This window comes from Rhodovulum viride (assembly GCF_003265965.1).
Classification (GTDB): Bacteria; Pseudomonadota; Alphaproteobacteria; order Rhodobacterales; family Rhodobacteraceae; genus Rhodovulum; species Rhodovulum kholense.
In genome coordinates this window covers 68,843-83,451 of sequence record NZ_MUAV01000014.1, presented here as the reverse complement: position 1 = coordinate 83,451, position 14,609 = coordinate 68,843, and the positions used below count along the sequence as shown (strand labels likewise).

Here is a 14,609-nt window from a genome sequence, read left to right as displayed (position 1 = left end):
GGACCCGGGCGCAGGACTTCCGTGACGCGGCGGCGCGACCCGTCCGAAGCCACCGATGGGAGGATTTCATCACATGCGCTGCTTCACCATCCTGGGCCCCTCGCAGTCGGGCAAGTCGACGCTGCTGAAGGCCCTGGGCGAGCTTGAGGGCCGTCCGGTCACGGCCGCCTTCACCGACGCCCTGACCGTCAGCCAGTTCTCCTATCTGGGCGAATCCTGGGCCGGGTTCGACATCGCGGGCGGGCCCGACTTCCTCGGTCATGCGGGCGAGGCGCTGGCCGCTTCGGATGCCGCCATCCTGTGCGTGCCACCCGACCCCGAGGCGGCGGTGCTGGCCGCGCCCTATCTGCGGCTGGTCGAACAGTCGGACGTGCCCTGCTTTGTCTTCATCAACAAGATGGACCAGGACGAGGCCCGCATCCGCGACATCGTCGGTGCGCTGCAGGCCTATGCCAACCACCACATCGTCCTGCGCCAGGTGCCGATGCGTGACGCCGAGGGCCATGTGGTGGGCTCGGTCGATCTGGTCTCGGAACGCGCCTTCCAGTACCGCGAGGGTCAACCCTCGAAGCTGATCGAGATCCCGTCCGACATCCAGGACCGCGAACAGGAGGCCCGGGCCGAACTGCTGGAACATCTAGCAGATTTCGACGACAGCCTGATGGAACAGCTGATCGACGACCGCGAGCCCGCCTCGGGCGAGGTCTACACCATCCTCGCCGACGCGCATCGCGACGGTGCGATCATCGCCGCCTATCTGGGCGCCGCCAGCCATGGCAACGGGCTGACCCGGCTGATGAAGGCGCTGCGCCACGAAGCGCCGGGGCGCGAGACCATCGGGCTCCGGCTCGGGGTCGAGGCGCCGCTGGCCGTGGGCGTCGCCTCTGACACGCGCAAGCATGTGGGCAAGTCGACCCTGATCCGGGCGCTCGGCACCCCGATCCGGCATGGCGAGCCGCTGGCCGGCGGATCGATCGGCAACCTGACCGGCATCGACGGCAAGCCGGTGGCCGAACCGCTCGACCCCGGTACGCTGGCCGTTGCGGTCAAGTCCGACCATCTCGATCCGGGCATGGCTTATACCGCCGAAGCCAGCCAGCCGCTGCCACGCTGGACGCGGGGGCGGCCGCCGACCTATCCGCGCCTGCTCTTGCCCGCGAACGAACGCGACGATGCCCGGCTTTCCGCGGCACTCGGGCGAATGGCGGCTTCGGATCCCGGGATGCAGACCACCCAGGACGGCGAGACCGGCCATGCGGTGGTGCATCTGCAAGGCCCGATCCACCTGCGCCGCGTGCTGGCCAAACTGGCCGAGGAGTTCGGCATCGACGCGGTCGACCAGCCGGTTTCGGGGATCTACCGCGAAACCATCACCCGCCCCATCGAGACCCACTACCGCCACCGCAAGCAGTCGGGCGGTGCCGGGCAGTTCGCCGACGTGGTGCTGACCGTCCGGCCGCAGGGCCGGGGCGCGGGCTTTGCCTTCGACGAGACGATCAAGGGCGGCACCGTGCCCCGCAACTACATTCCCGCAGTCGAGGCCGGGGCGCGCGAGGCGATGGAACGCGGGCCGCTCGGCTTTCCGGTTGTCGATGTCGCGGTGACGCTGCTCGACGGCAAGACCCATGCGGTCGACAGCTCGGACTATGCCTTCCGCACAGCGGCCAAGGCAGGGGTGCGCGAGGCGCTCGACCAGGCGGGTTCGGTGGTGCTGCAACCGATCGAGCGGGTCGAGATCCATGTTCCGACGATCCATTCGGGCTCGCTGGTGGCGCTTGTCAGCAGCCTCAAGGGCCAGGTGCTGGGCTTCGAGGCGCATCGCCGGGCGCGCGGCTGGGACGTGTTCCAGGCGCTGATCCCGGCCGCCGCCAAGGAGGAACTCTTCCAGGCGCTGGGCGGGCTCAGCCACGGCACCGCCTGGTTCGAAAGCCATTTCGACCATTACGAGGAACTGCACGGCAAGGATGCCGACCGCATCCGCGAGGCCCGGGCCGCCGAACTGGCCTGACGCGATCCCGTCAGCAACCGGCCCCGGGGGCCCGGGAGGCCTTAGCCTCCCGGGCCCCCGGTCGCCTTGCGCAGCAAGGCGAAACACCACTTCCTCCGGCGTCCCCACAATGACCGCCCAATGCAAATGGCGCGCGGGAGGTCCCGCGCGCCGCATCGGCTGACAAACTGGCAGTGTCGATCAGACCGCCGCGCCCTCGGGCTGCTCGGCTTCCGCCCGCGCCTCGATGCGTCGCGCGCCGCCGCTCGCAATCTCGATCCGGCGCGGCTTCAGCGATTCCGGCACTTCGCGCACCAGATCCACATGCAGCATGCCGTCGGCATGGGTGGCGCCGGTGACGCGCACATGATCGGCCAGCGCAAAGCGGCGTTCGAAGGCGCGGGTCGCGATGCCGCGATGCAGGAAGCTGCGTTCAGTATCCTCGGGCGCCTTGCGGGCCGCGATCACCAGCGCGCCGTCCTTGACCTCGACCGACAACTCATCGGCGGCAAAGCCCGCCACGGCGACCGAAATCCGGTAGCCCTGATCCGAGGTCTTCTCGATGTTATAGGGCGGGTAGGTCGGTTGGGCCATGTCGCTGGCCATCACCCGGTCCATCAGATCCGCCACCCGGTCGAAGCCGACGGTGGCACGGTAAAGCGGGGCAAAATCGTAGTGACGCATGGTATCATCCTCCATTGAGCGATGTCGTCTCTGTGGGGACCCTCCCGACGCGGGACGGGCCGGTCTTGCGGACCCCGAAGGCGCCCGCAAGCAATAAGCTGGGAATGGAGAAAACCGGTTTCAAGACCCCACGCGCCGCTCTACCGGCAGATCTTCGGCGCCGGCCCGGCCGCCGTCTCTCCGGGCTCAGGGCTGCAGGAACTTGGCCCCCGCGCTGCGCGCCGTTCCCGCGCCGAAACGGCGCATCGGCGAAAGCGGGACCTCGGGCACGAGGGGCGCCACGGTCTCTGTCCCGCCCGCCGCCAGCCGCGCGCGCAAGATCTCGAGCCCGTCCTCGACCGTGCTGCCCAGCGCCACCTTCCGGGCATCCATCTCGGCCTTGGCCGAAACCACCGACACGATCCGGGGCACCCCGTTCTCGACCCGGAAGACCGGCGCGCCCGAAGCCCCGAAATCGACCTCGCAGGACAGCATCACCACCCCGTCGATCCCGGCCAGGACATGGCAGACCTCCTGCAGCGAGGGCACCTCGGACCGGTCGAGCGCATAGGACACCACACCCACCGCATCGCCCTGCCCGGGCCGTGGCGCCACCCCGAAGGGCACGAGCCCCGGCAGCCGGATCGCCCGGTCAAGCTGCAGCAGCGCCAGATCGTGCCGCACCCGGCCGACCGAGGCCTCGGCGCCAGGGGCATAGTCGGGATGCACCGCGCCGCGCCGGATGCCGCGATAGGCCTCGGCCCGCCCGTTGCGCCAGCCCGCGCGAAACTCCATCCGCTCCAGCGGCAGCCGCCCGCCGGTCTCCTTGTCGAACAGGCAATGCGCGGCGGTCAGCACCAGATCGGCGGCGATCAGCGCGCCGGTGCAGAAGCCCCCGCCGCCCAGTTCCAGCCGTCCGACCCCTTCCCAGCCTCGCGACTCGTCGCCGGTGACCAGTGCATGCAGCGGCCGGTCGGCCGCGGCGCCCCATCCCGGCAAGGGCAAGGCCAGCGCCCCCAGCCCCATCGCCAGAACCCCCGCCCGCCCCCAGGGCGCGCGGACTCCGGCCCTACGGCGGGGCCGATCCGCATGACGCAAGCGAAGGAAACGGCGCAGGCACATGGGCCCGCGCTAGCACTCGCTCGCGGCAATATTGCGGCATCATGCGCGGGCCACAGGGACGCGGGCGCGTCTCCCGGTCAGTCCCGGCCCGACAGCGCCCGTGGCCGCGGCCCACCCGTCGCCCAGTCGACCAGCTCGACCGTATGCAGGACCGGCACCCCGGTGCCCGACCCGATCTGCGCGATACAGCCGATATTGCCCGCAGCGATGACGTCGGGCGCTTTGGCCTCCAGCGTCCGCACCTTCCGGGCCTTCAGCTGCCCGGCAATCTCGGGCTGCAGCAGGTTATAGGTCCCGGCCGAGCCGCAGCACAGATGCGCGTCGACCGGCTCGACCACCTCGAACCCGGCGCGGCGCAGCACCGCCTTGGGCGCCTCCTTCACCTTCTGCCCGTGCTGCAACGAACAGGCCGCGTGATAGGCCACCCGCAGCCCGCCCCGGCCCGGCGGCAGATCCAGCCGTTCCAGCAGTTCCGTGATATCGACGGCCCGCGCCGCCACTTCCGCCGCCGCCTCGGCCAGCGGATCGCCCCGGAACATGTGGCCGTAATCCTTCACCGTGGTGCCGCAACCGCTGGTGTTGACGACGATGGCATCGAGCCCCTCGCCCGCGATCTCGGCCGACCAGACCCGGATCGCCTGCGCGGCCTGGGCATGCGCCTCGGCGGCCCGGCCCATGTGATGGGTCAGCGCCCCGCAACAGCCCATGCCCTTCGCGACAACCACCTCGACCCCGTGCCGGGTCAGCACCCGGATCGTCGCGTCGTTGATATCGGGGTCGAGCGCCTTCTGCGCGCAGCCGGTCAACAGCGCGACCCGCATCCGCCGCGCGCCCTTGGCGGCAAAGACCTGCGGCCGGTCGCTCTCTCCCGGTGCGGGCAGACGGGCGGGCGCCATCGCCAGCATGGCCCTCAGCCGCGGATCGGGCATCAGCCGCGCAAACGGCCGGCCCAGCCGCGCCAGCCGCAGCGCCGCGCGGAACCGCCCGGGAAAGGGCAGTGTCTTCGCCACCAGCCAGCGCAGCGCCCGGTCGCGCCAGGGGCGCCGGTAGGTCGCCTCGATATGGGCGCGGGCATGATCCACGAGATGCATGTAATGCACGCCCGAGGGGCAGGTCGTCATGCAGGCCAGGCAGGACAGGCAGCGGTCGACATGGCGCACGGTGCGCGCATCGGCGGGCCGGCCGCTTTCCAGCATGTCCTTGATCAGGTAGATCCGCCCGCGCGGGCTGTCGAGCTCGTCGCCAAGCACCTGATAGGTCGGGCAGGTGGCGGTGCAGAACCCGCAATGTACACAGGCCCGAAGGATCTCGTTGGCCCGCGCGATCCCGGGGTCCTGCAATTGCTCTTCGGTGAAATTCGTCTGCATCGGCTCAGCCCATCGCCCCGGGATTGAAAAGACCCCTGGGGTCGAACTCGGCCCGAAGCCGCGCGGCCAGAGCGGCCAGCGGCGCCGGTTCCGGGCTTGCCAGAGGTCCCGCCCCGCGCACCCGAACCGCATGCCCGGCAAGCCCCGCCAGGCCCGGGCGAATATCCCGGCCTTCCGGCACCAGAACCCAGACAAGCCCGCCGCCCCAGTCGTAAATCGCCGCCTCGGCCGTGACCGCCTCGGCCGCGCGCGGCCCGTCCGAGGGCCGGACCGAGATCCGCCAGACATCGCCCGGCCGCTCGGCGAAATCCTCCACGTCGCGCAGCCGCCGCATCATCGCCGCCACCTCCTCCGGCGCCTCGACGACCCGCGCCGGACCGAACCGGTCCAGCAGCGCCCCAAGCCGCCCGGCGCGATAGGCAACCGACGCCGCGAACCCCTCAAGCCGCAGCCAGGTCTCGCCCGCCTCGGGCAGATGCGCCGCCGCCGACACCTCGAAGGGCGAGCCCAGCGCCGCCGACATCGCCGCGACCGCCGCCTGCGGATCCAGCCCCTCCAGAACCAGCACCGCCGCCGCCTCGGGCACCGGCAGCACCTTCACCGCCAGTTCGGTCAGCACGCCCAGCGTGCCCCGGCTGCCCGCCATCAGCTTGACCAGATCGTAGCCGGTGACGTTCTTCATCACCCGCCCGCCATTGCGGATGACCCGACCGCGCCCGTCGACGAAACGGACCCCCAGCATCGCATCCCGGCAGGCCCCCGCCTGCACCCGGCGCGGCCCCGACACATTCGCCGCCGCCACCCCGCCAATCGTCGGCACGCCGTCGCAGCCCAGAAGCCGCCGGTGATCCATCGGCTCGAAAGCCAGCCGCTGCCCCTCGCCCGCCAGCACCGCCTCAACCTCGGCCAGCGGCATCCCCGCCCTGACGACCAGGGTCAGGGCCCCGGGCTCGTACAGCACCACGCCCGAAAGCCCCGCGACACTCAACGCGTCGCCCTCGGCACCGACCATACCGCGCGTGCCCCCGCCCTCGATCCGCAGCGGCCCTTCCGCCCCGGCCACGATCCCGGCCAGTTCGGCCTCTGTCTCAGGTCTCATCATTCTTCTTGGTCCAAATACCCTCGGGGGGTGAATTGTCCGGCAGGACAAGAGGGGGGCAGACAGCCCCCCTTCACCCCGCGCGCCGCCCCGCGCTAACCTCCAGCGGGAACACCTTCGCGGGGTTCAGCAGCCAGTCCGGATCGAACACGTCCTTCACCCGCATCTGCGCGTCCAGATCCTCGGGCCGGTACTGCACCCCCATCAGATCGCGTTTCTCGACGCCGACGCCATGTTCACCGGTCAGACAGCCGCCCGCCTCGACGCACAGCTTCAGGATCTCGGCCCCCAGCGCCTCGCAGCGCTCCAGATCGCCCGGCGCATTGGCATCGAACAGGATCAGCGGATGCATGTTGCCGTCGCCCGCATGAAAGACGTTCGCGACCCTCAGCCCCATCTCGGCCGACAGCTCGCCGATCCGGCGCAGCACCTCGGGCAGAGCCGAAACCGGGATCGTTCCGTCGAGACACATGTAATCGCCCAGCTGCCCCATCGCCCCGAAGGCCGATTTCCGTCCCAGCCAGATCCGCGCGCTTTCCTCGGCCGAGCCGCTTTCGCGCAGCGCCACCGGGCGATGGCCTTCGGCGATCCGCTTGATCAGGCCCAGTTGGTCGTCGATCTCGGCCGGGCAGCCCTCGACCTCGACGATCAGAAGCGCCTCGCAATCGGGATAGCCCGCGCCCGCGAAGGCCTCGGTCGCCGCGATGCAGGGCCGGTCCATGAACTCGATCGCGACCGGCAGCACGCCCGCGCGGATGATGTCGGCGACACAGGCCCCCGCCACCTCCGACGAATCAAACCCCATCAGCACCGGGCGCGCCCCTTCGGGCTTGGGCAGGATGCGCAAGGTGGCCTCGGTCACCACGCCAAGCTGGCCCTCGGACCCGCAGATCACACCCAGCCAGTCATAGCCTGCGGCATCGAGATGCGCGCCGCCGATCTCGACCACGGTGCCGTCCATCAGGACCAGGGTCACGCCCAGCAGGTTGTTGGTCGTCACCCCGTATTTCAGGCAATGCGCGCCGCCCGAATTCATGCCGATATTGCCCGCGATGGCACAGGCCAGCTGCGAGGACGGATCGGGCGCATAGAACCAGCCGTCGCCCTCGACCGCGCCGGTAACCGACAGGTTCGTGCGCCCCGCCTGCACCCGGATGAACCGGTTCGGATAATCGACCTCCAGCACCTCGTTCAGCCGCGCCACACCGAGGATCACGCTGTCGGCCGTGGGCAGCGCCCCGCCCGCCAGCGACGTGCCCGACCCGCGCGGCACCACCGGCACGCGCTCTTCGTGGCAGATCTTCAGGACCGCCGCGACCTCGGCCGTCGAGGCGGGCAGCACGGCGGCCAGCGGCGGGCAGCGATAGGCCGTCAGCGCGTCGCATTCATAGGCGCGGGTCGCGGTCGGGTCGTGGATCACGGCGTCTTCGGGCAGCACCGCCATCAGGCGGCGCAGCACATGATCCTTCTTCGCCATCACCCGGGCATCGGGGGCGGGCATCTGCATGTCGGGCTCTCCTCCCTCGAACCGGTCAAAAAATATGACCGGTTTCGCGGCTTGGCAAGAACCTTTCCCCCGGCTGACGCCTAGCGCCGCCCCTCGCGCAGCCACGCCCCGACGCTCAGCAAGGCAGCCAGAAGCAGGAAGACCCAGGCGGGCGCCAGCGGCGTGATGGTGACATCGCTGGTCAGATAGGCCCCGCGCGGGGTGATCCCCAACCAGCCCCGCCCATGGGCGCGGCGGCCCTCGCGCACCGTGCGCAGATCGGGCATGCCCGCATGAAGCGGCAGGATCCCGCCGCGCGTGGCCGCGACGGGTGTATCCAGTCGGGCGCCGCTGGCGATGGTCTCTTCGAACTCGCGGGGCGCGGCGGGCCCGAGCGCGATCACCGTCTCAAGCGTGCCGTCGGTCAGCCGGTAAAGCCCCATCTCGGGTCCCTCATAGGTCGCGGTAAAGCGGCCCGGCGCGGTCTCGGTCAGATCGAGCCGATCCGTGCCGCCATCGGGGCGCGCGATCTCGACGCTTCGCGGGTCCTCCGACAGCGACCGGCGGGTGATGGTCATCACCTGCCCCTCGGCCGTGGCGCTCAGTGCCTCTTCCTCCAGTTCGGGCTCCTTCATCATCCAGTGCGCGAGCCGCCGCAGCAGTTCAAGCTGCGGGCCGCCGCCCTCGAAGCCCCGGGTCCAGAGCCAGGCATGGTCCGACGCCAGCAGCGCCACCCGCCCCTCGCCGACACGATCCAGCACCAGCAGCGGGCGGTTGTCGATCCCGCTCATCACCACCTCGCCGCGCTTCGGCACCAGGTCGACCAGCCGGAACCAGCGGCCCCAGGCGCCGCCCGCCTCGGCCTTGAGCCCCTCGGTCACCGGATGGCGCTGGCCAAGATCGGTGATCTCGGGGCGGTAGCCCTGCTCGATCACCCGGGCGCTGGGTTCGGCGGGCAGGATGTCGGCCAGCGGCGAGCGGTAGATCGACTCGGCCCCGGCGAAATCGGGCCCGGCCGCGATCAGCAGCGCGCCGCCTTTCTCGACATAATTCCGCACATTGTCGAAATAGACCGCCGGAAGGATGCCGCGCCGCTTGTAGCGGTCGAAGATGATCAGGTCGAATTCGTCGATCTTGTCGAGGAACAGCTCGCGCGTCGGGAAGGCGATCAGCGACAGCTCCGACACCGGCACGCCGTCATGCTTGTCCGGCGGCCGCAGGATGGTGAAATGCACCAGATCGACGGAACTGTCGGATTTCAGCAGGTTGCGCCAGGTCCGTTCGCCCGGATGCGGCTCGCCCGACACCAGCAGAACCCGCAGCCGGTCGCGCACGCCGTTGATCTGGACCACCGCCGCGTTGTTGCGGTCGGTCAGCTCGCCCGGCTGCTCGGCGACCGAGAACTGAATCACGTTGCGCCCGGCATGGTCCAGCACCACCGGCACATCGAGATCCTCACCGATGGGCACGCGATAGCTTTGCGGCTCGCCGCCATCGACCGAGACCGTCACCGAGGTCGTGTCGCCCATGGTCTCGGGCACCGCGCCCTGATCCTCGATCTTCAGGGTCAGCGTGACCTCCTCGCCGAGGATCGCGAAAGCGGGTGCGTTCTCGACCACCAGCCGCCGGTCCCAGTCGTCCTCCCGCCCGGTCAAAAGCGCATGCAGCGGCGCGGGCAGCGACGGCGCGCGGTCCAGATCGTGCAGCTGCCCGTCGGTCAACAGGATCGCGCCCGCCAACCGCGCCCGCGGCACCTCGGCCAGAGCCTCGGACAGGGCCGTCATCAGCATCGTGCCCTCGTCGCCCGCGCCATCCCCGAAACGCACGACCCGCAGCTCGGTATTGTCCAGCGCGGCCACCTCGGCGCGGACCCTCTCGACCGCACGGGCGGTCTGGTCGGGCCGGTCCGAAAGCCGCTGCGAGGCGCTTTCGTCAACCACCAGCACCACGATATCCGACAGCGGCGTCCGCTCTTCGGTCTGCAGGGACGGGTTGGCCAGCGCGGCCAGGATCGCGACGGCGGCAAGCCCGCGCAGCCACCAGCCGCCAAGCCCGCGCCAGAGCGCGAAGCCCACCATCAGCACGGCCAGCGCCACCGCGGCCCACAGCAAGGGAAGCGGCAGCAGCGGGTCGAAGATCACCTCGCCGGTCATTGGCCGAGCCTGTCGAGCAGCGCAGGCACATGGACCTGGTCGGATTTGTAGTTGCCGGTCAGCACATGCATGATGAGGTTGACCCCGAAGCGGAAGGCGATCTCGCGCTGGCGTTCGCCCGCATAGCCGCGCCCGACAGGGAACATCGCGGCGCCCTGCCCGTCGATGGCCCAGGCCGAAGCCCAGTCATTGCCGCCGATCACCACCGGCGTCACCCCGTCATTGAGATCGCGGAACGGCATGCCCTCGGCCTGTTCGGCATCGGGGGGGGCTGCCTCGACCCACACGTCGCGCCCGGCATTGCGGCCGGGAAAGTCCTGCAACAGGTAGAAGGTGCGGGTCAGCACGTGATCGGAGGGGATCGGTTCCAGCGGCGGAATGTCCAGCGGTCGCGCCAATTGTTGCAGCCGCCGCCCCTCGGGCGAGCCGCCGCCATAGGCCGCGACATCGGCATCGCGCGTGTCGAAGAGGATCATGCCTCCGGTCCGCAGATAGCGGTTGAGCCGGGCATAGGCCTCGGGCGAGGGCATCGGCTGCCCGGCGGTCACCGGCCAGTAGAGGAAGGGAAAGAACGACAGCTCGTCGGTCTCGAGATTGACGGCGATGGGCTCGGCGGGCTCGATCGAGGTGCGCTGGGTCAGCTTTTCCGACAGCCCCCGAAGCCCCGCATCGGCGATCTGGTCCACCCGGGTATCGCCGGTCAGGACATGTGCAAGGACCACCTCGCTGGTGGCCCGCAGCGCCAGGCGGTCATCGGGCGCCGCCGCGTCCTCCTGGGCCCGCGCGCCCTGCGGCACCAGCATCATCAGGCCCAGCGCCAGCACCGCCGCCCCGCCCGCGACGCGTCCGCCCCGAAGCCTCCCCGAAAGCCAGAGCGAGGCCAGGATGTCGGCCGCGAAGATCGCCAGCGCCGCGGCCAGAACCCAGCCCTTCAGCACGGTTTCTCGCGCGACCGCCAGCCCCTCGACCGCGATCCGCGCGGGCCAGGCGGCGGGGCTCAGCACCGTGTCGGCGCCGATCACGTTCAGCGCCAGCCGCCGGTCCTCGCCCGCATAAAGCCCGGGCGGCAGATCCGGCCCCGGCACCGCCCCGGCCAGCTTTTCGCCCGGCACGCCGGGCAGCGTTCCGGCCTCGGCCAGTTCGCCAAAGGCGTCGATCACCGCCTGCGGCACCCAGGTCGTGCCCGCCAGTTCGGCCGCATCGGGTCGCGCCGGCCGGGTCGAGACCGCCAGCCGTTCCAGCATCTGCACGAACAGCCCCGACAGCGGCAGGGTGGACCATTCGGCATTGGCGGTGACATGGAACAGCACCACCTGCCCCTGCCCCATCTTCTTGCGGGTTACCAGAGGCGTACCGTCGCTGAGCGCCGCGATGGACCGGTCGGCCAGCGCCGGGTCGGGCTGGGCCATCACCTGGGCATTGACCCGCACATCGTCGGGCACCGCGAGCCCGAAGAAGGGCGAACCCTCGCCGAAGGGGCGCAGCGTCTTGGGCTCGCCCCAGCTCATCGCGCCGCCGACCGTGCGCCCGCCCGCGCGCAACCGCACCGGCATCAGCGGGTCTTCCTCGGCGCGGCTGACATCCGAAGCCGCCAGCCGCGGTCCGGCAAAGCGCAGCAAAAGCCCGCCCTTTTCGACCCAGCCCTGCAGCGCCTCGGATTCGGCGGGCGACAGGGTGGCGACATCGGCCAGCACGATCACGTCGGGATTGGCCAGCACCACGTCCGAAAGGGTGCCCTCGATCAGATCGGCGGTCGGTTCCAGCGCCTTGTGCAGGTAATGCAGCGGAGACAGCAGTTGCAGCCCCTCGCGGTTCTCGTTGCCCGCGATCAGCGCCACCTCGCGCCGCTTGAGGCTGTCATCGGTCAGGCTGACCGCTCCGGCCGAGCGCACGCCCTCGATGGCAAAGCGGCTGATCCGGTTGCGAAGTTCGGGCGGAAGGACCAGATCGGTCGCGGCCTCGGTCTCGCCGGGGGCGAAGGCGACCGGCACGCGGGCCAGCACCCGCTCGACTCCGGCGGGGTCACGGCCCGTGGCGGCCAGCGTGGCCTCGGTCGCGGGTCCGGGCCGGGCGCGCAGCGCGGTCAGCCCGATGGCCCCGTCGCGGAACGCGGCCGGGCGCAGCGCCAGAAGCGGGCGCGGGCTTTCGAAGACGCTGACCTGACCGTGCCGTTCAAGCGCCGACAAGAGCGCCGTACGCCCCGGCCAGTCGAGCCCGCCCGACAGCCAGAACGTATCGAAGCGCCCCTCAAGCGTCCGGGTCCAGTTGGCCAGCGCATCCGCATCGGGCAACCAGGCCGCCGGGCGGAAGCCCGCGAGCCGCGCCGACCAGGCCTCGGCCGCCTGGAAAGGCAGCCCGTCGCCCGGCAGGTCGGTCGCCTGCACCACCGCGACCGGCCGTCCGTCGCGGGCAGCCTCGTCCAGCATCGCCTCGATCCGGTCGATCCGACGGGGCCAGTCGCGGGCATCGGCCCAGCCGCCGTCGATCATCACCAGAAGCGGCCCGCGACCGGGCATGCGGTCCTGCGGGTTCAAGACCGGCCCGGCAAAGCCGACAATCAGCGCGGCCACCGCCAGCATCCGCAGAAGCAAAAGCCACCAGGGCGTGCGGTCGGTCTGGGTTTCGTCATCGGCCAGCCCCAGCAGCAGCGCCACCCCCGGAAACCGTCGCCGGATCGGCGCCGGCGGCACCGCCCGCAGCAACAGCCACAGCGCGGGCAGCAGAACAAGCCCCCAAAGCAGCAGAGGCGTGGTGAAACCGATGGCTCCGACGGTCCACATCAGCGCCCGCGCTCCAGTGCGCGGAACAGCCACAACAGCGCGCCCTGCGCGCCTTCGCCGGTGTGATGGGCCGAATAATGCCAGCCGGTCACCCGCGCCAGATCGGCCAACCGTTCCTTGCGCTCGGCCAGCCGCGCCAGATAGCGGCCGCGCAGATCACCCGCTTTCAGCGTTTCATGGCGCAACGTACCGCCCATGCTTTCGAAGATGGTCCGCCCGTCGAAGGGAAAGGCCTCTTCGGCGGGGTCCAGCACCTGCAAGAGCGCGCCCTTGACGCCCTGGTCGGCGGCCTCGGTCAGCGCGGTCTCGACCGGGCCCAGATCGCCAAGGAAATCGGACAGGAAGACCGCGCGGGAATGGGGCGGCATGCCCCGGGTCGCGGGCACGCCGTAATCGCTTTGCGACAGGTCGCGGCCCAGCACCTCGGTCAGCCGGAGGATCTGATGCGGACCGCGACGGGGCGACAGGTCGGAGCCCAGAAGCCCCACCCGTTCGCCGCCGCGGGTCAGCAGCACCGCCAGCGCCAGCGCCAGCACCCGCGCGCGCATCGCCTTGGGCGGATGGTTGCCGCCCGAGAACCCCATCGAGGCCGCGTCGTCCACCCAGAGCAGCACGCTTTGCGCCGCCTGCCATTCCTTCTCGCGCACGAAATGCGCATCCGACCGGGCCGAGCGGCGCCAGTCGATCATCCGCGCCTCGTCGCCGGCATGGACCGGGCGGTATTGCCAGAATTCGTCGCCCATGCCTGCCCGGCGGCGGCCGTGCTCGCCCAGCAGAACGGCCTGGGCCAGATGCTCGGCCTCGGCCAGAAGCGGCGGCAGGGCCTCGGCCAGCCCCTCGGCGCGGGCGCGGAGGGCGGCGGCAGAGATCACGCGGCGGCCTCGACCCGCACGGTGTCGCGCGCGACCTTTTCGATGATCCGGGGCAGATCCTCGCCCCGGGCGCGGGCGGCGAAGCTCAGCGCCATGCGGTGGATCAGCACCGGCCCTGCCATCTTCAGCACATCGTCGGCCGAAGGCGCCAGACGTCCGTCCAGCAGCGCTTGTGCCCGCACGGTCAGCATCAGCGCCTGGGCGGCGCGCGGGCCCGGCCCCCAGGCCACGTTCTCGCGAACGGCCTGCGGCGCCTCGGGCTCGTTCGGGCGGCAGGCGCGGACCAGATCGAGGATCAGCTCGACCACGCCCTCGCCCACCGGCATCTGCCGCACGATCTTCTGCGCGGCGATCAGCTCGGCGGCGGTGAAGACGGGATGGGCCTCTTCCTCGGCGACCCCGGTGGTGGCCATCAGGATGTCATGTTCGGTGCGGCGGTCAGGATAGGGCACGTCGATGCGCACCAGAAACCGGTCGAGCTGGGCTTCGGGCAGCGGATAGGTGCCCTCCTGCTCGATGGGGTTCTGGGTGGCCAGCACGTGGAAGGGCGGGGTCAGCGCATGCGACTCGCCCGCGATGGTGACGGATTTCTCCTGCATCGCCTGCAAAAGCGCCGATTGCGTCCGGGGGCTGGCCCGGTTGATCTCGTCGGCCATCAGCATCTGGCAAAAGATCGGTCCCTCGATGAAGCGGAAGGCACGGGACCCGTCTGGCGTCGTCTCCAGCACCTCCGAGCCCAGAATATCTGCGGGCATCAGATCGGGCGTGAACTGGATGCGCCCGCCATTCAGCCCCATCACCGTCGACAGCGTGGCGACCAGCCGGGTCTTGCCCAGTCCCGGCAGGCCGATCAGCAGCCCGTGCCCGCCGCAAAGCAGGGCCGACAGGGTCAGGTCGACCACCCGCTCCTGCCCGATGAACCGCTTGGTGATCGAGGCCTTCGCTTCGGCCAGCTTCTCGCCCAGCGCCTCGATCGCGGCCACCAGTTCGGTCTCGTCGGGCATGACTTCTCTCCTGTCCGGCTTACATGGACCATTATCGGCAGATATCCTGTTCACCTCAAATGGCAAAAAACCGACA

Annotated in this window: 10 protein-coding genes; 1 reads left to right on the top strand and 9 read right to left on the bottom strand. The window is 70.5% G+C overall.

Annotation, left to right across the window (positions count from 1 at the left end):
* Positions 1 to 73: 73 nt before the first annotated feature.
* Positions 74 to 2,008 (top strand): elongation factor G, encoded by a 1,935-nt coding sequence (locus BYZ73_RS13060; RefSeq protein WP_112316285.1) that lies wholly within the window; start codon positions 74 to 76, stop codon positions 2,006 to 2,008.
* Positions 2,009 to 2,188: 180 nt separating this feature from the next.
* Here the strand turns inward: BYZ73_RS13060 and BYZ73_RS13055 are convergent, their stop codons facing one another.
* From BYZ73_RS13055 to BYZ73_RS13015, 9 genes are all read right to left on the bottom strand, one after another.
* Entirely contained in the window at positions 2,189 to 2,671 is a 483-nt protein-coding gene (locus BYZ73_RS13055; RefSeq protein ID WP_112316284.1) for an Hsp20 family protein, read from the bottom strand.
* Positions 2,672 to 2,857: 186 nt separating this feature from the next.
* Positions 2,858 to 3,676, bottom strand: a complete 819-nt coding sequence (locus tag BYZ73_RS13050) for a trypsin-like serine peptidase (protein WP_112316283.1) — start codon at positions 3,674 to 3,676, stop codon at positions 2,858 to 2,860.
* A gap of 173 nt (positions 3,677 to 3,849) precedes the next feature.
* Positions 3,850 to 5,139, bottom strand: a complete 1,290-nt coding sequence (gene glcF / locus BYZ73_RS13045; protein ID WP_112316282.1) for a glycolate oxidase subunit GlcF — start codon at positions 5,137 to 5,139, stop codon at positions 3,850 to 3,852.
* Positions 5,140 to 5,143: 4 nt separating this feature from the next.
* Complete coding sequence (locus BYZ73_RS13040) at positions 5,144 to 6,238, bottom strand: FAD-binding protein (RefSeq protein WP_112316281.1); 1,095 nt, start codon at positions 6,236 to 6,238, stop codon at positions 5,144 to 5,146.
* Between the two features lie 73 nt (positions 6,239 to 6,311).
* A complete protein-coding gene (locus BYZ73_RS13035; protein ID WP_112316280.1) occupies positions 6,312 to 7,745 on the bottom strand; it encodes an FAD-linked oxidase C-terminal domain-containing protein in 1,434 nt (477 codons plus the stop codon).
* A gap of 80 nt (positions 7,746 to 7,825) precedes the next feature.
* The gene (locus BYZ73_RS13030; RefSeq protein WP_112316279.1) at positions 7,826 to 9,877 is read right to left on the bottom strand and encodes a glutamine amidotransferase; all 2,052 of its coding nucleotides are present in this window, start codon (positions 9,875 to 9,877) and stop codon (positions 7,826 to 7,828) included.
* The gene (locus BYZ73_RS13025) at positions 9,874 to 12,657 is read right to left on the bottom strand and encodes a DUF4159 domain-containing protein (protein WP_112316278.1); all 2,784 of its coding nucleotides are present in this window, start codon (positions 12,655 to 12,657) and stop codon (positions 9,874 to 9,876) included. Before BYZ73_RS13025 ends, BYZ73_RS13030 begins: the two co-directional genes overlap by 4 nt.
* Entirely contained in the window at positions 12,657 to 13,529 is an 873-nt protein-coding gene (locus tag BYZ73_RS13020) for a DUF58 domain-containing protein (protein ID WP_112316277.1), read from the bottom strand. Before BYZ73_RS13020 ends, BYZ73_RS13025 begins: the two co-directional genes overlap by 1 nt.
* Positions 13,526 to 14,533 (bottom strand): AAA family ATPase, encoded by a 1,008-nt coding sequence (locus BYZ73_RS13015; protein ID WP_108028015.1) that lies wholly within the window; start codon positions 14,531 to 14,533, stop codon positions 13,526 to 13,528. The genes BYZ73_RS13020 and BYZ73_RS13015 overlap by 4 nt, the downstream gene beginning before the upstream one ends.
* Positions 14,534 to 14,609: the final 76 nt, after the last annotated feature.